General features: G+C 53.9%; 18 protein-coding genes, 1 other RNA gene and 1 riboswitch. Of the genes, 3 read left to right on the forward strand and 16 right to left on the reverse strand.

What is annotated here, in order from left to right; genetic code table 11:
• Nucleotides 1-80: 80 nt before the first annotated feature.
• Nucleotides 81-830, reverse strand: a complete 750-nt coding sequence (locus tag HT085_RS09260) for a Nif3-like dinuclear metal center hexameric protein (protein ID WP_025455841.1) — start codon at nt 828-830, stop codon at nt 81-83.
• Nucleotides 831-958: 128 nt separating this feature from the next.
• Between HT085_RS09260 and HT085_RS09265 the strand changes: the two genes are divergently transcribed.
• Both HT085_RS09265 and HT085_RS09270 read left to right on the forward strand, forming a co-directional pair.
• Nucleotides 959-1,888, forward strand: a complete 930-nt coding sequence (locus tag HT085_RS09265; protein WP_003686949.1) for a LysR family transcriptional regulator — start codon at nt 959-961, stop codon at nt 1,886-1,888.
• A 192-nt stretch (nt 1,889-2,080) separates the two neighbouring features.
• The gene (locus HT085_RS09270; protein ID WP_003691989.1) at nt 2,081-2,575 is read left to right on the forward strand and encodes a hypothetical protein; all 495 of its coding nucleotides are present in this window, start codon (nt 2,081-2,083) and stop codon (nt 2,573-2,575) included.
• A 380-nt stretch (nt 2,576-2,955) separates the two neighbouring features.
• Here HT085_RS09270 and rpsI read toward each other — a convergent pair whose 3' ends face one another.
• The 7 genes from rpsI to ppc form a co-directional block, all read right to left on the reverse strand.
• Complete coding sequence (gene rpsI / locus HT085_RS09275) at nt 2,956-3,348, reverse strand: 30S ribosomal protein S9 (RefSeq protein WP_003686946.1); 393 nt, start codon at nt 3,346-3,348, stop codon at nt 2,956-2,958.
• A gap of 12 nt (nt 3,349-3,360) precedes the next feature.
• Complete coding sequence (gene rplM / locus HT085_RS09280) at nt 3,361-3,792, reverse strand: 50S ribosomal protein L13 (RefSeq protein ID WP_003686944.1); 432 nt, start codon at nt 3,790-3,792, stop codon at nt 3,361-3,363.
• Between the two features lie 177 nt (nt 3,793-3,969).
• A non-coding RNA gene (gene ssrS, locus HT085_RS09285) (6S RNA) lies at nt 3,970-4,149 on the reverse strand.
• Between the two features lie 5 nt (nt 4,150-4,154).
• A complete protein-coding gene (locus HT085_RS09290) occupies nt 4,155-4,460 on the reverse strand; it encodes a cell division protein ZapA (RefSeq protein WP_003686942.1) in 306 nt (101 codons plus the stop codon).
• 10 nt (nt 4,461-4,470) lie between these two features.
• Nucleotides 4,471-4,800, reverse strand: coding sequence for a hypothetical protein (locus HT085_RS09295; protein WP_003686940.1), 330 nt, complete (start codon nt 4,798-4,800; stop codon nt 4,471-4,473).
• Between the two features lie 53 nt (nt 4,801-4,853).
• On the reverse strand, nt 4,854-5,843 hold the full coding sequence (locus HT085_RS09300) for an NAD(P)H-dependent glycerol-3-phosphate dehydrogenase (RefSeq protein ID WP_003686938.1): 990 nt from the start codon (nt 5,841-5,843) through the stop codon (nt 4,854-4,856).
• 122 nt (nt 5,844-5,965) lie between these two features.
• Complete coding sequence (gene ppc / locus HT085_RS09305) at nt 5,966-8,668, reverse strand: phosphoenolpyruvate carboxylase (protein WP_025455842.1); 2,703 nt, start codon at nt 8,666-8,668, stop codon at nt 5,966-5,968.
• Between the two features lie 42 nt (nt 8,669-8,710).
• On the opposite strand from ppc, the gene HT085_RS09310 reads away from it, so the two are divergent.
• Nucleotides 8,711-9,604, forward strand: coding sequence for a HesA/MoeB/ThiF family protein (locus HT085_RS09310; RefSeq protein ID WP_003686936.1), 894 nt, complete (start codon nt 8,711-8,713; stop codon nt 9,602-9,604).
• Between the two features lie 399 nt (nt 9,605-10,003).
• Here HT085_RS09310 and HT085_RS09315 read toward each other — a convergent pair whose 3' ends face one another.
• The 8 genes from HT085_RS09315 to tldD form a co-directional block, all read right to left on the reverse strand.
• Nucleotides 10,004-10,228, reverse strand: coding sequence for a SlyX family protein (locus tag HT085_RS09315; protein ID WP_003686929.1), 225 nt, complete (start codon nt 10,226-10,228; stop codon nt 10,004-10,006).
• Nucleotides 10,229-11,617, reverse strand: coding sequence for a Na+/H+ antiporter family protein (locus HT085_RS09320; protein WP_003686927.1), 1,389 nt, complete (start codon nt 11,615-11,617; stop codon nt 10,229-10,231).
• Nucleotides 11,618-11,702: 85 nt separating this feature from the next.
• Nucleotides 11,703-12,524, reverse strand: coding sequence for a peptide chain release factor N(5)-glutamine methyltransferase (prmC, locus tag HT085_RS09325; RefSeq protein WP_025455843.1), 822 nt, complete (start codon nt 12,522-12,524; stop codon nt 11,703-11,705).
• Nucleotides 12,525-12,940: 416 nt separating this feature from the next.
• Nucleotides 12,941-13,795: an amino acid ABC transporter substrate-binding protein gene (locus HT085_RS09330; protein WP_003704691.1), complete on the reverse strand. Its 855-nt coding sequence runs from the start codon at nt 13,793-13,795 to the stop codon at nt 12,941-12,943.
• A gap of 112 nt (nt 13,796-13,907) precedes the next feature.
• On the reverse strand, nt 13,908-14,639 hold the full coding sequence (locus tag HT085_RS09335) for an amino acid ABC transporter ATP-binding protein (protein WP_003686921.1): 732 nt from the start codon (nt 14,637-14,639) through the stop codon (nt 13,908-13,910).
• Nucleotide 14,640: 1 nt separating this feature from the next.
• Entirely contained in the window at nt 14,641-15,309 is a 669-nt protein-coding gene (locus tag HT085_RS09340; protein ID WP_003692001.1) for an amino acid ABC transporter permease, read from the reverse strand.
• Nucleotides 15,299-15,958: an amino acid ABC transporter permease gene (locus HT085_RS09345; protein ID WP_003686917.1), complete on the reverse strand. Its 660-nt coding sequence runs from the start codon at nt 15,956-15,958 to the stop codon at nt 15,299-15,301. The genes HT085_RS09340 and HT085_RS09345 overlap by 11 nt, the downstream gene beginning before the upstream one ends.
• A gap of 143 nt (nt 15,959-16,101) precedes the next feature.
• On the reverse strand, nt 16,102-17,586 hold the full coding sequence (gene tldD / locus HT085_RS09350; RefSeq protein ID WP_003692003.1) for a metalloprotease TldD: 1,485 nt from the start codon (nt 17,584-17,586) through the stop codon (nt 16,102-16,104).
• 74 nt (nt 17,587-17,660) lie between these two features.
• A riboswitch (TPP riboswitch) is annotated at nt 17,661-17,765 on the forward strand.
• Nucleotides 17,766-17,823 lie beyond the last annotated feature (58 nt).

Here is a 17,823-nt window from a genome sequence, read left to right on the forward strand (position 1 = left end):
CATTGCAATTTTACCCAGTTTGCAGTGATACTCAAAGCATTATTTAAAATAAGGTAAAGTTTTATGATATTTCTCAAGACTCAAGCCGGGTTGTTTTCGTCAAAATGGCACACTTCCAACCCGAAAACCTCTGCCGCCGATTCTGCCAGCGCGCGTACGCCGTAACGTTCCGTCGCGTGATGCCCTGCCGAAATGAAAGCCGTACCCGTTTCATTGGCGAGGTGGTATTGGGCTTCGGAAATTTCACCCGTCAGATACAGATCGACGCCTTCATCTATTGCCGTCTGAAAAAAGCCCTGTGCACCGCCGGTACACCATGCAACCCGTCGGATTTCGCGTTCGGGATTGCCGATGGCGACAGGCTTACGTTGCAAAACTGTTTCAATATGCGCCGCCAATGCGCCGAGTGTCTTGGCTTGTTTCAGGCTGCCCGAGTTGAGCAGGTTTTGTTCGCCGAACCGTTTTTCTGTCGCAAAACCCAATCTGTCGGCGAGTTGGGCATTGTTGCCCAGTATGGGATGCACATCCAGGGGCAGATGGTAGCCTGCCATATTGATGTCGTGCCGTAACAGTGCGGCAATCCGTTCTTTTTTCCAACCGGTAACGGTCGGCAGCTCGTTTTTCCAGAACATACCGTGATGTACCAAAAGCAAATCTGCCTTCTGCTCCACAGCAAAATCAATCGCTGCCCTGCTTGCCGTTACCGACGTAACGATTTTCCCGATATATTCCCTCCCTTCAACCTGCAAACCATTGGGGGCGTAATCTTTAAACGATGCCGTCTGCAACGTTTCGTCGCACCAGGCTAAAAAATCTCTGCGCAAAACCATATTTTTCCTGTCATTTCCAAACAAGCGGGCATTCTAACCGCAAATGCCCGAAACGCCCATTTTTCCGATTTGCACCCGCATATGAATTATTTTAATATGCGCCGGTTCAATATGCCGTCTGAAGCCCCATGGATTCCATTATCGAATTGCGCCACCTCAAAACCCTGCTGGCACTTGAAGAAACCGGCAGCGTCTCCCTTGCCGCCAAACGGGTTTTCCTTACCCAATCCGCCCTTTCCCACCAGATCCGTATGCTCGAAAACCACTACGGCACGCCGCTGTTCGAACGCAAATCCACGCCCCTGCGCTTTACCCCGGTGGGCGAAAGGCTGCTGCGCCTCGCCCACGAACTGATACCTCAAGTTGCTGTTGCAGAACGAGATTTGGCGCGAATCACGGAAGGGGAGGCGGGAGAGCTGCGGATTGCCGTCGAATGCCATACCTGTTTCGACTGGCTGATGCCCGCCATGGGCGAATTCCGCCCGATGTGGCCCCAAGTCGAACTGGATATCGTATCAGGATTCCAAGCGGATCCCGTCGGGCTGCTGCTGCAACACCGCGCCGACCTCGCCATTGTCTCCGAAGCCGAAAAACAAAGCAGCATCAGCTTCCACCCACTGTTTGCCTACGAAATGGTCGGCATTTGCGCCCCGGACCATCCGCTTGCCGCCAAAAACGTTTGGACGGCGGAAGACTTTATCGGGGAAACCCTGATTACCTATCCCGTTCCCGATGAAATGCTGGATTTACCCAAAAAAATCCTGATTCCGAAAAACATCAACCCGCCGCGCCGGCACAGCGAGCTGACCATCGCCATTATCCAACTGGTTGCCAGCAGACGTGGCATTGCCGCCCTTCCCTATTGGACAGTCATGCCCTACCTTGAAAAAGGCTATGTCGTCCACCGCCAAATTACTGCCGACGGACTGCAAAGCAAACTGTATGCCGCCATCCGCACTGAAGACACAGATAAAAGTTATCTGAACAACTTTTGCCAAATCATACGTGAACGCGGCTTCGCGGACTTGCCCGGATTAAGTGAGTTGGAACCGGTCTGATTTCCCTTGTTCAAACTATACCCGGGCTATTTTTCTATTTTTTTATATTTAAGAAAACGGAATAGTTATTAGAAAAACTCTTTTAACATAGCCTCAAGGGGTTGTTAAACTTGAAACTATATGAGATGGGAACAGACTCATAACGGGTGAAATATATGGATCAACAGGACGTTTTAGACATGGAACAAAATAATGAGATTAACGAAATATCCTTATAATTCCATAAGAGAGTTAGAAGACTATTTAATAAACACCTATCAAAAATATATTATTCTACAAGAGGGAGGAAAAGAGATTTATCGATGTTTTATTCTTTCTTTTTATAAAGAATTCAATATAGGTATTGGATTAGCTGTTTCTTGCATAAGTATTCCCCCAAAAGTATTAATGCTTGATGATAAAAATATTTTTATCGGATTTGATTCAGTCGTTTTTTGTATTTCTATACAAAATTCAAAAGTTAACATACTAAATATAGATGGAATAGTTTTTGATATTTATTTATTGGATAATCAAAAAATTTGTATTATTCATGAGTTGGGTGCAATTATTACAGATAAAAATTTAATAAGAGAGAATTCAGTATCTACCGATATAATATCAGACTGGGAAATAGATAAAGTTAATAAGTTAATCATATTAAAAGGGTTAGACTCTGAAAAAATAATTTCTCTAAATTATGATTAAGGATGCTTGGTTATTTAAGATATTCTCCCCATTATGTAATACAGGTTAGCTAAAAACTAGGAAACTGTTCCTTTACTGATCGGCTTGAACGGCGGCGGTGACACCTATGCTAACCCTAATAGATTGCCATTTTTATAGGCTAGTTGAAATAGCCGTTCTATTTTTTCAATAACTCTAAATAAATTAAAAGTTATTTTACAAAGTAGAAATACGATGTCCTCTCCAGTAACAGCCATCCCTGACGGTCAGTTCGTCCGTGTAGTCGATACTGGTGCTGTTTTTGATTTTTGCCCAATCCGTAATCTTTAGATTACCAATGGGAAACCGCCTGTTACAAATAAAAAACCCTGCGATAAGCAGGGTTTTTTGAATTTCCAAAATCAACGTTTGGAGAATTGTTTTGCACGGCGTGCTTTGCGCAGACCCGGTTTTTTACGTTCGACTTCGCGCGCATCGCGGGTAACGAAACCGGCTTGAGACAAGGCGGGTTTCAAAGCAGCGTCAAAATCAATCAGGGCACGGGTAATACCGTGGCGGATTGCGCCGGACTGGCCGGTTTCGCCGCCGCCGACAACATTTACTTTGATGTCGAGAGATTCGGCGTTTTCAGTCAGAACCAGAGGTTGGCGGACAACCATACGGCTGGTTTCGCGTGCGAAGAATTCGTCAACGGGACGGCCGTTTACGATGATTTGACCCGTACCTTTAGTCAGGAATACACGAGCCACTGAACTTTTGCGGCGGCCTGTGCCGTAGTAGTATTTACCGTTCATGTCGTGTCCTTATTATTTCAGTTCCAAAACTTTGGGTTGTTGCGCAGCATGGGCATGCTCCGCACCAGCGTACACTTTCAGTTTTTTAATCATGGCGTAACCCAGCGGACCTTTGGGCAGCATACCTTTTACAGCCTGCTCCAAAGCGCGGCCCGGGAATTGATCTTGCATTTCGCGGAAAGTGCGCTCGTAGATGCCGCCTGGAAAACCGGAATGGCGGAAGTATTTTTTATCTTCGAATTTGGCACCGGTTACACGCAGTTTGTCCGCATTGATGACGATGATGTAATCGCCGGTATCGACGTGGGGGGTGTATTCAGGTTTGTGTTTGCCACGCAGACGGCTGGCGACTTCGGTTGCAACGCGACCCAAGACTTTGTCTTGGGCATCGATGACGAACCATTCGCGTTTCACCTCGTGAGGTTTCGCTGAAAAGGTTTTCATAGTGGAAATCCAGATAGATATAGAAAGTTATGGATTTTAAAGACAGGATTTGATTTTGTCAATCGCATTACCGCGTTACGGAAGGATTTTCCGGATTTCGGCAGACTGCATACTGCTTTTTCGGGCGGGACGGCGGCCAATGTGAAAAACCGCATCGTTGCGATGCGGTTTTGAATGGGAATCCCCGCGAGAGCCGTTTCGGCCGAATCCGCTTGAACCTTGCTGACAAGGCGGCTGCCCCGGGTAGTTTCGGGTGCGTCCGCAAAAGGACGCTCGCGCCCACTACTGCTCCCGGCAACCTTAAGCGAACTTATTGGTTCAAAGGAATATATGCCTTCGCGGACACCGCAGGGAAAAAGGGGTTATTCCTGCCCCAAGCGGGATAGTGCCTTTTGGCAGGCGTTGTCCATATCGGTTATTTTACGCGCAAAATCGCCGATTGCCAAATCGCCGCCGTTCAGGGAGGTTTTCAATAGGTCGTGGACGACGTTGAGCGCGGCCATAATGACGATTTTTTCGCTGTCCGCGACGCGGCCGCCTTCGCGGATGGCTTCGGCTTTGCCGTTGAGCATTCCGACTGCCTGCAACAGTGTGTCTTTTTCTTCTGCCGGCGTGTTGACGGTCAGCCGGGCGTGCATGACTTCGATGTAGACTTGTTCGATGTTCATCCTTTAATCCTTATTGCTGCGTTTCCTGCCGTTGGGGGAGGCGCGCTGCCAGTGCGCTGATTTTCTCCCTGCTCTGTTCGAGCAGGGCGCGGTATCGTGCATTTTCTTCCGTCAGGCTGTCGATTTTGTTTTGCAGGTCTTCTTTGAGTTTGCCGACTTGGACGAGCAGGGCTTCGCTGAGTTCGTCGACGGCGGTCTCGTGTTCGAGTTTTTGCCGCTCGTGCGCCCGTTCGAGTTCGGCGACGGTTTCTTTGAGGCGGCGGTTTTCGCTGACGAGGGTTTCGAATTTTTGTACCAACGTATAAACGCTGCTTTCGAGTTTTTCGATATTTTGTTTCATGACCTTACCTGTCTGTATGCCGTCTGGGGGTTCAGACGGCATCTGTTTGTTGTTTATTCGAAACGCGCGCTGCGTTCCATCAGCCTTTCGACGACCTGCTGAGGGGTCATTTCTTTGCGGATGAGTTGCAGCAGGGTTTGGGTAATCGGCATATCGATTTGGTATTTGCAGGCGGTATTGAAGACTTCTTCTATGGTGCTGACCCCTTCGGAAACGTGCCCGATTTCGACCAGCACCTGATGCAGTTCCTTGCCTTCTGCCAAACCCAAGCCGACGCGGCGGTTGCGCGAAAGTGCACCGGTACAGGTCAAGATGAGATCGCCGATGCCGGCAAGCCCCATCATGGTTTTGGGCTGCGCGCCCATTGCGGAGGCAAGGCGGGTGATTTCGGCCAGTCCGCGCGTAACCAGTGCGGCACGGGCGTTGAGTCCGTATTCGAGTCCGTCGGAGAGTCCGGTAGCGATTGCCATGACGTTTTTGACTGAACCGCCTACTGCCACGCCGATAACGTCGGTACTGCCGTAAAGCCTCATGACGGTCGTGTTGAGCTGCGGTACGAGTTCTTCAATCCACTCTTGGTTTTCGGAGGCGAGGACGACGGCGCAGGGCAGTTGTTTGGCGAGTTCCTGTGCAAAACTCGGACCGGAAAGTACGCCGATTTTCTTATTGTCGGGCAATACTTCTTTCAAGACTTGGAAGGTCAGCAGCCCTGTATCCTGCTCGAAGCCTTTGCAGGCGGCGAGGACGGGGAGGTGTCCCGCGCCGTACTGTTTGAGCAGCTCTGCGCTGCTTCTCAATCCGGCAACGGAGGTTACGATAAGGACAAGTCCGCTGTCTTTGAGCGCCTCTGCCAAATCCGCACACACTTCCAAGGTTTCGGGAAAGGAAAAGCCGGGCAGTCCGCGTTTGTTTTCACGCGCTTCCTGCATTTGGCGGACTTGGTCTGCGTTGCGCGTCCACAGGGATACGCGGTTGCCGTGTTGGGAAAAATGCAGGGCGAGCGCCGTACCCCACGAACCTGCGCCGATAACGGTAATTTTCATTGGTCGTCTTTCAACATATCACTGCCGTTCACTTTAAAACAATCGGTGTTTCTCTGCAAGTGCGGTCAGGTAAATGCCGTCTGAAAGGCGTTCAGACGGCATTTTGCCCCGATGCGGCACTATCAGCCGGTATTGCGCAAACCTTGCGCCACGCCGTTGATGGTCAGGTGCACCATCAGCAGGGCGTGCGGATTGTCGGGTTCTTTGCGCAGGCGTTTGAGCATGGCGACTTGCAAACCGTTGAGCGCGTTCAGGTATGGAATCCTCAAAGCGAGCGAACGGGCGAGGCTGCGGTTGTCGCGCAAAAGTTCTTCGGTTTGCAGCAGGTCGAGCAGGGCTTTGCGGCTGCGTCGGTATTCTTCCTTAATCATGCCGAAGATGACTTTTGCCTTTTCGGGTGATTCGCTCAAACCGGCGTAGTTTTCCGCCAAGGTGATGTCGGTTTTCGCCATCACTTGTTCCATATTGGAGAGCATCGCTTGGAAGAAGGGGTTGTTTTGGGCGTGTCCGCGCAGGGCGGCGAGGGTTTCGGGGCTGCCTTCGCACAAGGTTTCCACCGCGCTGCCGAAACCGTACCAAGCCGGCAGCATGAGGCGGTTTTGCATCCAGGAGAATACCCACGGAATCGCGCGTAAATCCTGAATTCGCGCCAGGGTTTTGCGGCTGGCGGGACGGCTGCCGAGGTTGAGGGTGGCGATTTCCTGAATCGGGCTGGTTTGCAGGAAGTAGTCGATGAAGTCGGGGTGGGTAATCAGTTCGCGGTAGTATTTGAACGATACGTCCGACAATGCCTGCATCAGTTTGGCATCAGGGTCTTTTTTATCCGGCAGGATGCTGGCTTCCAAAGTCGCGGCAACCAAGGTTTCCAAGTTGCGTTGGGCGTTGCCGGGGTCGGCGTATTTGGCGGTGATGACTTCGCCTTGCTCGGTAATGCGGATTTGTCCGGCAACGCTGCCTGCGGGTTGCGCCAAGATGGCTTGGTAAGACGGGCCGCCGCCGCGTCCGACGCTGCCGCCTCGACCGTGGAACAAGCGCATACGGACATCGTATTTTTTGAAGAGTTCGACCAAGCCCAATTCCGCCTGATGCAGACACCATGAGCTGGTAACGTAGCCGCCGTCTTTGTTGGAGTCGGAATAGCCGAGCATGATTTCTTGGATGTTGCCGCGGCTTTCGAGCAGGGCATCATACCAGTCGAGGCGGAACATGGTTTCCATGACCGGACAGGCATTTTCGAGCGCTTCGATGGTTTCAAACAGAGGCACGATGTTGATGCGGCTGTGCGGTTTGCCGTTTTCCACCGCCAACAGGCCGCTTTCTTTCAGCAGCAATGCCAAGGCGAGCAGGTCGCCGGGTTGTTCGCAGTTGGAAATAATGCTTTGTGTTACGGCATCTTCGCCAAATTCGTCTTTGATTTTGCGCGCTTCGTTGAAAATCGCCAATTCGCGGCAGGTATGGTCGCTGTATGTGATGAACGGGCTGTACAGCGGACGTTGGTGGCCCAATTCGCGCAACAAGGCGGCTTGTTTTTGCTCTTCGTTCAGGCTGTTGTAGTCTTCCAAGCCTGCGTGTTGGAAAAGCTCGGCAACCACATCGGCGTGTTTGCCTGCGTGTTGGCGCAGGTCGAGCGGCATCATGTGGAAGCCGAACACGGACACGGAACGGATGAGGTCTGCCAAACGGCCTTCGGCAAGCAGGCGGCTGCCGTTGTCGATAAGGGAACGTTGCAATTTTTTCAAATCATCGAGAAATTTTTGGGCCGAAGCATAAGGCTCGAGAAAGCCGAATTTGCAGCCCATGCCCAAACCGAGCGAGCGCGCTTTGCCCATAGCGCGCGCCATAATGTAGGCAATGGCGCGGCGGTAAGGTTCTTCGGTGCGGGCGATTTCTTCGTCAGGCGAGAGGGCTGCCAGTGCCATTACGTCGTCGTTGACTTTGACGCGGCGGATGGAAAGCGGCAGTTCGCGGTAAAGTTTGTCGAGTTCGCTGCGGTAAAAACGGAACACGGCATCGGCGTGGCGGCGGAAGGCAAAGCGCAGGGTTTCGCCAGAAACAAACGGATTGCCGTCGCGGTCGCCGCCGATCCAGCCGCCGATTTTAAGGATGTTCGGAACGCGGACATCGGGATAGGCCGTCTGAAAGTCGTGTTCCATCTTGCGGTAGAGTTTGGGCAGGGCTTCAAAAAAGCTCATCGGGAAGATGGACACGCCGTTGTTGATTTCGTCGTTGACGCTGAGTTTGTGGCGGCGCGTTTCGCTGGTCTGCCACAAGCCCAGAAGCACGGTGTCGATTTCGCGGCGCAGCCGTGCCAGCGCGTCGGCATTGGTGCAGCGTTCGCGTTGCGGCAGCAGCGCGCGGATGCGGCGGTTGAAATTCAAAACGGTTTGGCGTTGCACTTCGGTCGGGTGCGCGGTCAAAACGGCGGTAACGGACGTATTGTCCAACTGCCGCTGCACCGATTTGCCGTCGGCTTTCCCCGCTTTGAGCCTGCGGACGGTTTCCGTCAGGCTGCCTTCTGCTGCGTTGTGGCCGGCATCTTCGTGGATTTGGCGGCGGCGTTCGTGGTGCACGTCTTCGGCGATATTCAGAATCTGGGCGAACAGCCCGCAGGCAAGCGTCAGATCGTAGGTCTGCCGTTCGTCCAATTGCGGCAATACTTTTTCAATCAATGCCGCGCTGTCGTCGGAAGTGGACAAGAGTTTGACCGTTTCGACAACCAACGGCGAGGCTTCTTCGTGCAGGAGGTTGAACAGGGACTGTTTCAAAAATTCCGCGTCCGCCGCCAAAGCCGCGTCCTTCGGATTGTTCAGGATATGCAGTTGCATGATTTTCCTCTCATTGCCGTAAATACTGTAAATGTACCTCAAATGCCGCATCCGTGCCAAACCGTTCACACTTTAACCACTCATGTCCCGAAATGCCGTCTGAAGTTGAACGCCGCCCGACGGCGGCGTTACAATCGCCCGCAACTGTTTTTTCCGAACATCATCATGACCGCGACCGAACACGACAACGACGACGCACTCCTGCTGCGGTACAGCCGCCACATCCTCTTGGACGAAATCGGCATCGAAGGGCAGCAGAAGCTTTCCGCCGCGCATATTTTGGTCGTCGGCTGCGGCGGATTGGGCGCCGCCGCCCTGCCCTATCTCGCCGCCTCGGGCGTCGGCACGCTGACCATAGCCGATTCCGACACGGTCGAGCTGCACAACCTGCAACGCCAAGTCGCATTTGACGAGGGCGATGTCGGCAAGCCTAAAGCCGAAACCTTGGCAGGCCGCCTGAAACGCATCAACCATACTGTCGATGTCCGCGCCGTCAACGAAAAACTCGACGGCTGCCGCCTGACCGGTTTGGTTCAAACCGCCGACATCGTTTTAGACTGCTGCGACAACTACGCCACGCGGCAGGCGGTCAACCGTGCCTGCGTGCAAACGAAAACACCGCTGGTTTCAGGGGCGGCGGTACGTTTTGAAGGACAGCTTGCCGCATACCGTCCCGACTTGCCCGACTCGCCGTGTTACGCCTGCCTGTTCGACGGCGGATCGGCTTCAGACGGCATCTGTTCCCTCTTCGGCGTGCTCTCGCCGCTGGTCGGCATCGTCGGCTGCACACAGGCGGCGGAGGCTCTGAAAATCCTGCTGGAAGCGGGCGAACCGTCGCACGGCAGGCTGGCGGTTTACCGTGCCTTGGAAGGGGGCTGGCAATATTTCGACCTGCCGCGCAACCCCGAATGCCCGGTTTGCGGCGCGGCACGGTAAAACCCTGCCGCCGTTTCAGACGGCATCCGAACGGATGCGGCGGAACGGTTTTAAAAATTTAAAAATTTACATTTCTTTGCAAAAAAATAAACTTACCTTATAATTGCAGTTGTTTTAGCAATGTCTGTTTCGCAGACTCATTGAGTAAGACGTTTTCCCCGTAATGTGTTTGGCCGTCTGTCCCCTTTGGGTTCGGACGGCTTTTTTTGGCTGTGTTTGAATACCCGGTTGGTTTTATCTGTTTGCAGCGGGGGAAGCCGCTCATCGCCGTTCGGACAAGAACCGGTTTCATCGGATAAAAGGCATTTTGTCCGACTGATTAAGGTTACATCTTAGGGTTGCACCGGCGGAATATTCAAACACAGCCTTTATTTAAGGAAATCCGGATACGGCGGCGCATCAATAATGCGGCGGAATCTCGTCGCGCAGGGAATACGGCTCTTGCGCGTCGGGATTCCTGTCCTGCATTTTTTGATACAGCAGCCTCAACTGAGCCTGCTGCAAATCCAACGTCTGCCGCAATTCCGCCACCATCGCGTTCAGACCGGAGATTACGTCCTCCTGAAGCGCGGTTTGGATTTCCAGTTCGACAATACGGCGTTCCAACTCTTGAACCGCGTCCATTTACAGCACCATCGCGGCAATCCAGCCGGCAATCAGAAGCGGGATGTTGTAGTGGATGAAGGTCGGGATGACGGAATCGCGGATATGGTCGTGCCGCCCGTCGGCGTTCAGCCCCATCGTCGGGCCCAGCGTGGAATCGGACGCGGGCGAACCGGCATCGCCCAACGCCCCCGCCGTGCCGACAATGGCGGCGGTGGCAAGCGGCGAAAAGCCCAAACCGGTACACAGCGGCACATAAATCGCGGCAATAATCGGCAAAGTGGAAAAGGACGAACCGATGCCCATCGTTACCAAAAGCCCCACCACCAGCATCGCCAACGCCGCCATACCTTTGCTGTTGCCGAATATCGCCATACTGCTTTCCACCAGCGGCTGAATATGCCCGGTCGCATTCATCACGGCGGCAAAACCCTGCGCGGCAATCATAATGAAGCCGACCATCGCCATCATCTTGATGCCTTCGCCGAATACGTCGTTTGCCTTGTCGCGGTTAATGACCCCCAACATCATAAATACGGCGAAACCGAGCATCGCGCCCAACACCAGCGAATCTTCATACATCAACTGTATGGCAAAGCATACGGCGATGGCGGCGGCGGCAACCAGGCTGCGGTAGGCGGACGGCTGCGGACGGTTTGCCGCATCGGCGTTGCCCGCCGTATCGGCATTGTTGCTTTGGTACAGTCGCGGTTTGCGGTAGTGGACAAACGCCAGCAGGAGTCCGGCCAGCATTCCCAATGCGGGAATCGCCATTGCCGCCATCACGTTGATGTTTTTCACATCAAGCTGCGGCGCGGCGGAATGGATGTTGCCCAACAGGATTTCGTTCAAAAAAATCGCGCCGAAGCCGTAAGGCAGGAACATATAAGTCGTAACCAGCCCGAAAGTGATGACGCACGCAATCAGGCGGCGGTCGATTTTCAGGCGGTTAAACACCAAAAGCAGCGGCGGAACAATCATCGGGATAAAGGCGATGTGGATGGGTATGACGTTCTGACTCATAATGCCCATCACAAGGATGATGGAAAGCAGCAGCCATTTGACCGCGCCCTCGCCCGAACGCACGCTGTCGGGCATACCGCCCCGGTTCAGCTTGCGGACGACCGCGCCGGCAAGCTGCTGCGGCAGGCCGGAATGGGTAATCGCCATCGCAAACGCACCAAGCATCGCATAAGAAAGCGCAATCTTCGCGCCGCCTTCCAAACCTTTGTTGAACACGGGGATAATCCCCGCCTGACTGACCTGTCCCGCCGCATCGGCAATGTTTTGCAGCGGCATACCCGCCACCGCGCCGCCGACAAACGCGCCGACCGTCAGGCTCAATACCACGTGCACGCGCGACAGCGACAGCACCAGCATAACGATTACGGCAACTACGACTGCATTCATTGTTTATCGCTCCAAACCTATAAATGTTTACATATCAAAACACATCATAACCCAATAACGGAAAATCCGCCAATTTTGCAAACAATTATTTCAAATGCTTCATATACTTCCCCAGCGTAACCCTGTCCAAACCGACCAAATCCGGCAGGATTTCCACTCCCGAAAAACCATTCTCCGCCAACACGCCGCGCACCGCCGCGCCCTGATCGAAACCGTGTTCCAACAACAAAAAACCGCCTTCCGCCAAACGGTCGGGCGCGCCTTGCGCCAAGGTGCGGATGCAGCTTAGGCCGTCTGAAAAGTCGGTCAGCGCGATTTGCGGCTCAAACCGCAAATCGCCTTGCGACAAATGTTTATCGCCGTTTTCGATATAGGGCGGGTTGGACACGATGATGTCCCATTGCCTTTCAGACGGCATATCGGTGTCGAACCACGAACCGTGTGCAAATTCGACCCGCGCGCCCAAATCCGCCGCATTTTTCCGCGCCGTTTCAAGGGCGGGCGTGCTGATGTCGGATGCGCGCACAAACGCATCGGGGCGTTCGAGCGCGACGGTTACGGCAACTGCGCCGCTGCCCGTCCCCAAATCCCACACGCGCCCGTTTTCGGGCAGGCGCGCCAATACGGCTTCGACCAAGTGTTCGGTTTCGGGGCGCGGAATCAGCACGTTCGGGTTGACTGTAAAGCGTCTGCCATAAAATTCGCGCACACCTAAAATATAGGCAACCGGCTCGCCGTTCAGACGGCGTTGCGCCAGCCTGTCCGCCCGCTGTCGGATTTCGTCCGGCATTTCTTCCCCGCCCCGCGTCAACAACTGCACGCGCGTATATTCCGAAACATATTGCAGCAGCATCCTTGCTTCAATTTTAGGCAGTTTTGACAAGCCCAACCATTCGTCAAACGTCATTTTTCGTCCCGTCTGCCGCCGATGCGGCTTGAACATTTTTTCCGGCTTTGCGGCACGCTTGTTCAAAAAATATCATTTTGCATTGAAATTATATAATAAAGGAAAACACCTTATCGCCGTTTCAATACCGTAGGAATTTATCCGAATAACAGAAACGCTCCGCCGTCATCCCGCGAAAACGGTCATCCGGAAACATAAGGCTGAAGCGTTTTATCTGGAATGACGATTTGGAAGTTTCCCGAAATTCAAAAACAGGCAAAACCGGACGAACTTGATTTCCGCACGCGCAAGAATAATAAAATAAATAAAACGATGAGATAGTTGATTTTTCCTTTGAATTTGCAATATTTTCGGCGGCTGAAAAAAAATCCGCACCCGCCTTCAAATGCGGATACGGATTTTCTTGTCAAACAAACTTATTCGGCCAACAATGCTTCCGGTTTGACTTTCTCGCCATACACGGGCAAGAGGGTTTTTTCATAGGCGGCTTTCAGACGGCCGTCTTTTTTCATGGCGGCGATTTCGCCGTTGACCCAGTTCAGGAGGTCGGCGTTGCCTTTTTGAACGGCGGGGGCGATAAATTCGGCAGGACCGAGATTGCCGATGGCGACTTCAAAGTTCGGGTTTTCTTTCGCCCACGCCCACAGCAGGGCGTTGTCGTGCGCGAGTGCTACGCCGCGACCGTCTTTCAGCGCGTCGAAGGTTTCAGTGTTTTGGTCGAATTTCAACAGCTTGACTTCGGGATGGCTTTTGGTGAAGAAAGCGTCGGCGGTGGTGCCTTTGTTGACCAGCAGGGTTTGGTCTTTCAATTGCGCCATGTCGGTAATCGGTTTGTTTTTGGGGGAAACCACGCCCAACGCCACTTTCATGTAAGGATCGGCGAAATCGACGGCTTCGGCGCGTTCGGGGGTTTGGGTAAAGTTGGCGAGGATGAGGTCGACTTTGCCGGAACGGACGTATTCGACGCGGTTTGCGGCCTCGGTCAGGACGAATTCGACTTTGTCGGGGCTGCCGAGCAGGTCTTTGGCCAGGTCTTTGGCGATTTCAACGTCAAAGCCTTGGTTTTTGCCGTTTGCGTCAACATAGCCGAACGGGGGTTTGTCGCCGAATACGCCGATGCGGATAACGCCTTTTTCTTTGATGGCGGCAACGGTTGCCGCACCGCTGCTTTGTGAAGATTGGGCATCGCCGGAGCCGCCCCCGCAGGCGGTCAGACCGACGGCGATGGCGGCGGAAGCCAAAAGGGCTTTGAGTTTGGCGTTCAATTTCATTGGAAATCTCCTTTTTGAATGTTTGCTTGGGATGTTTCAACACACAGGACGACACATAAAGCACTGCCCTATGAAATGCCGTCTGAAAAGGGTTCGGACGGTTTGCGGTAAATCAGTAGTCCATACCTGCCAGAAATTGGCGGGCGCGTTCGCTTTTTGGTGCGGAAAAAAAGGTTTCGGGGTCGGACGATTCGACGATGCCGCCTTTGTCCATAAAGACGATGCGGTCGGCAACTTTGCGTGCGAACCCCATTTCGTGGGTTACGATGAGCATACTCATCCCTTCGCGGGCGAGTTCCAAAACCACTTCCAAGACTTCGCGCACCATTTCGGGGTCAAGTGCGGCGGTGATTTCGTCCAGCAGGATGACTTCCGGATTCAGGCACAGGGCGCGGACAATGGCGATGCGCTGTTTCTGACCGCCGGAAAGTTCGCGCGGATAGGCGTTTTTGCGGTCTAGCAGTCCGACGCGTTCCAACAGTTTGCCGGCTTGCGCCTCTGCTTCGGCACGGTCGCGGTTTTGTACCTTTACCGGGCCTAAGAGGATGTTTTCGATGACGGTCATGTGGGCAAACAGTTCGTAGCTTTGAAAGACCATACCGACTTTTTGCCGGGCGGTTTGCCAGGAAACGTCTTTGCCGAATTCGCCGACACCGTCCATCACGATGCTGCCGCCTTGGTGCGGCTCCAAACCGTTGACGCAGCGCAGGAGGGTGGATTTGCCGCAGCCGGACGGGCCCAGCAGTACGATGACTTCGCCTTTTTCCAAGTCCAAGTCTAAGGATTGGATGGCGGTTACGCTGCCGTATTGTTTGTGCAGCTTGCGGATGCTCAGTAAAGCCATGTCAGTGTTCCCATTTTTGTTCAAGTTTTGCCGCCAGTAGAGATAGCGGCCAGCAACAGAAGAAATACAGCATAAAAATCAGGCCGTAAACCCAAAATGAAGCATTGGGCTGCGTCAGCAACGAGTTTTCAATAATTTGCTGCCCGACTTTGACGACTTCGATCACGCCGATAAGCCAGGCGAGCGAGCTGGTTTTGATCATGCGCGTGAACAGGTTGACCGCGCCGGGCAATACGCGGCGGATGCTTTGCGGCAGCTCGATGCAGCGGAATACCTGCCCCCGGCTCAAGCCGGGCGCAAGACCCGATTCGACCTGGTGTTTTTCAATCGATTCCAGTGCGCCGCGCACCAAGTCGCCCATTTCGGCAACGCCCCACAGGGAAAATACCCAGACGCAGACCCAAAATCCGCCGATATGGATGCCTGTCCAGACGGATAGGCCGAAATACAGGCCGAACAGCCACACCAAAATCGGCACGATTCGGATGGTTTCGAGATAAAACCGTCCGACAAAGCGGACAAGCCGGTTGCGCGAACGCAAAACCAAGCCGAACAGCGTGCCCAATACGCAAGAAGCCGCAACAGAGATTAAAGAAATTTGTGCCGTTAAGAGCAGGCCTTCGCCCAACCGTGCCGCATTTTTTCCTTCAAACAGCCATTCAAACGCCATATTTCGCACTCCGTACGCGGTTTTCAATCCGCCGCGCCAACAAAGAAACAGGCAGCAGGATAATCAAATAAGCGGCAAACAGCAGGAACAAGGCTTCATTGGTTTTGTAGTCCATACCGATGACGTCTTTGGTAACAAATAACAATTCCGCAATGCCGACCGTGCTGACGACGGATGTTTCTTTCATTAAAAACAATATGTTTGCGCCGATGGCGGGAACGGCGACCGCCCAAACCTGCGGCAATTCGACATAGCGGAACACTTGAAAGCGGCTCAAACCGATTGCCTTGCCCGCTCCGACCTGCCCTTTGGGGACGGCGAGGATGCCGGCGCGGACAGCTTCCGCCATATAGCTTGCGCCCAAGAAAACCAGCGCGATTACGCCGCAGGTGAAACCGTCCCATTTGATGCCCATTTTCGGCAGACCGTAATATAGGAAAAACAATTGGATCAGCAGGGGCGTATTGCGCGACAGCTCGATATAGGCGCGCGCCAATGCGTAGAAGGGGCGGATGCGGTATGCCGTTACCACGGCGACGGGCAGGCCGAACAGCAACGACAAAACAACGCCGTAAACGGACAATTCCAGCGTCAGCTTTGCCGCATCGGCGAATTTGGGTACGGCATCGATTAAATAAGGCCAGTTCATCAGAAATCAGCTTAACGAAAGGCGGTATTTTAATGAACTTGTAAGATAATGTTAAAGAATGCTTAGGAATATCAAACATCGGAAAAAAGAATAAGGCGATGCCGTCTGAAAACCTTTCAGACGGCATCGTGCCGGATTCCGCGTCAGATTGCGCTGCCGCCGACGGTCAGCCCGGCATCGATACGCAGGGTCGGCTGCCCCACGCCGACGGGGACGCTCTGCCCTTCTTTGCCGCACACGCCGACACCGCTGTCGAGCGCGGTATCGTTGCCTATCATCGAAACGTGTTTCAGCACTTCGGGGCCGTTGCCGATAATGGTCGCGCCTTTGACGGGGTATTGCAGCCTGCCGCCTTCCACCCACCACGCTTCGGACGCGCCGAAGACAAATTTCCCGCTGGTGATGTCCACCTGTCCGCCGCCGAAGTTGACGGCGTAAATGCCCTTGTCGATGGACGCGATGATTTCTTCCGGCTCGTAGCTGCCGTTTTCCATAAAGGTGTTGGTCATACGCGGCATCGGGACGGAGGCGTAGCTTTGGCGGCGGCCGTTGCCGGTCGATTGCGTACCCGTCAGGCGGGCGTTGGTTTCGTCCTGCATATAGCCGACCAAGATGCCGTCTTCAATCAATACGGTGCGGCGTGTTTCGTTGCCTTCGTCGTCGATGTTGAGCGAACCGCGCCGGCCGGCAATATCGCCCTGATCGACGACGGTAACGCCTTTGGCGGCGACGCGTTCGCCGATCCGGCCGGAAAAGACGCTGGTCCCCTTGCGGTTGAAATCGCCTTCCAAACCGTGTCCGACCGCTTCGTGCAGCAACACGCCCGGCCAACCGTTGCCCAAAACGACGGTCATCTCGCCGGCAGGCGCAGGACGGGATTCGAGATTGGTCAGGGCTTGTTTGACGGCGGCATCGACAAACTGCCGCACCAAGGTTTCATCGAAATAAGCCAAGTCGTAGCGTCCTCCGCCGCCCGCGCCGCCCTGTTCGCGGCGTTCGCCCTGTTTGGCGATGACGGTAACGTTCAGGCGCACCATCGGGCGGATGTCGGCGGCGTGTTTGCCGTCCAGACGGGCGAGGTAAACCATATCGTATTCGCAGGTCAAACCGGCCATCACTTGCACGATGCGCGGATCGGCGGCTTTGGCGATTGCTTCCACTTTGTTCAACAGCGCGACTTTGGCGGCGGAATCGAGGCCGGCAATGGGGTCGGATGCGGAACAAACCGGCTTGCCGCGCGTTTCAGACGGCATTTTGGCGGACACCTTGCCGCCTGCCGCCCCAATCGCGCGGACGGCGCGGGCGGAACGGTTTATCGAATCGATGCACAGGCTGTCGGCGTAGGCAAAGGCGGTTTTGTCGCCCGAAACGGCGCGCACGCCCACACCCTGATCGATTTGGAAGCTGCCCGATTTGACGATGCCCTCTTCCAAATGCCAGCTTTCATAAGCGGTGCGCTGGCAGTAGATATCGGCATAATCGACGTGGTGCGCGCCGATGATGCACAGGCTTTTGGCGAGCAGTTCGGGGCAAAGGCGGTTGGCTTCGAGCAGCCGCGCCTGTACGGCGGAATAGGTCGGATGCATAGTGTCGGCGCATAAAAAATCAGGGGCTTGATTATACGGCATTTGTTATGGAAATGCGCCGTGCCGTCGAAAATGTAAGAATTTTGCCAACGCACGTTGCTTTGTGTAAACTTAAAGCCTTCTTGTCGGAGTGCCGCCCGCCGGGCGGCTGAGATTGCGAAAGCAAAATCCGTAGAACCTGTCGGGGTAATGCCTGCGTAGGAAACAAAACCTCCCCGCCCTTTCGGGCTTCCGTTCCCTTTTCCGCACTTCCCCGCCCACCTTCCTTCTTTTTAAAGG

The sequence above is a fragment of the Neisseria gonorrhoeae genome (assembly GCF_013030075.1).
GTDB lineage: Bacteria > Pseudomonadota > Gammaproteobacteria > Burkholderiales > Neisseriaceae > Neisseria > Neisseria gonorrhoeae.

Excerpts from the sequence above, each read along its gene's own strand:
- HT085_RS09260 (WP_025455841.1), bottom strand. The coding sequence starts at position 830 with ATGGTTTTGCGCAGAGATTTTTTAGCCTGGTGCGACGAAACGTTGCAG.
- HT085_RS09265 (WP_003686949.1), top strand. The coding sequence starts at position 959 with ATGGATTCCATTATCGAATTGCGCCACCTCAAAACCCTGCTGGCACTT.
- HT085_RS09270 (WP_003691989.1), top strand. The coding sequence starts at position 2,081 with ATGAGATTAACGAAATATCCTTATAATTCCATAAGAGAGTTAGAAGAC.
- rpsI (WP_003686946.1), bottom strand. The coding sequence starts at position 3,348 with ATGAACGGTAAATACTACTACGGCACAGGCCGCCGCAAAAGTTCAGTG.
- rplM (WP_003686944.1), bottom strand. The coding sequence starts at position 3,792 with ATGAAAACCTTTTCAGCGAAACCTCACGAGGTGAAACGCGAATGGTTC.
- HT085_RS09290 (WP_003686942.1), bottom strand. The coding sequence starts at position 4,460 with ATGAACATCGAACAAGTCTACATCGAAGTCATGCACGCCCGGCTGACC.
- HT085_RS09295 (WP_003686940.1), bottom strand. The coding sequence starts at position 4,800 with ATGAAACAAAATATCGAAAAACTCGAAAGCAGCGTTTATACGTTGGTA.
- HT085_RS09300 (WP_003686938.1), bottom strand. The coding sequence starts at position 5,843 with ATGAAAATTACCGTTATCGGCGCAGGTTCGTGGGGTACGGCGCTCGCC.
- ppc (WP_025455842.1), bottom strand. The coding sequence starts at position 8,668 with ATGCAACTGCATATCCTGAACAATCCGAAGGACGCGGCTTTGGCGGCG.
- HT085_RS09310 (WP_003686936.1), top strand. The coding sequence starts at position 8,711 with ATGCCGCATCCGTGCCAAACCGTTCACACTTTAACCACTCATGTCCCG.
- HT085_RS09315 (WP_003686929.1), bottom strand. The coding sequence starts at position 10,228 with ATGGACGCGGTTCAAGAGTTGGAACGCCGTATTGTCGAACTGGAAATC.
- HT085_RS09320 (WP_003686927.1), bottom strand. The coding sequence starts at position 11,617 with ATGAATGCAGTCGTAGTTGCCGTAATCGTTATGCTGGTGCTGTCGCTG.
- prmC (WP_025455843.1), bottom strand. The coding sequence starts at position 12,524 with ATGACGTTTGACGAATGGTTGGGCTTGTCAAAACTGCCTAAAATTGAA.
- HT085_RS09330 (WP_003704691.1), bottom strand. The coding sequence starts at position 13,795 with ATGAAATTGAACGCCAAACTCAAAGCCCTTTTGGCTTCCGCCGCCATC.
- HT085_RS09335 (WP_003686921.1), bottom strand. The coding sequence starts at position 14,639 with ATGGCTTTACTGAGCATCCGCAAGCTGCACAAACAATACGGCAGCGTA.
- HT085_RS09340 (WP_003692001.1), bottom strand. The coding sequence starts at position 15,309 with ATGGCGTTTGAATGGCTGTTTGAAGGAAAAAATGCGGCACGGTTGGGC.
- HT085_RS09345 (WP_003686917.1), bottom strand. The coding sequence starts at position 15,958 with ATGAACTGGCCTTATTTAATCGATGCCGTACCCAAATTCGCCGATGCG.
- tldD (WP_003692003.1), bottom strand. The coding sequence starts at position 17,586 with ATGCCGTATAATCAAGCCCCTGATTTTTTATGCGCCGACACTATGCAT.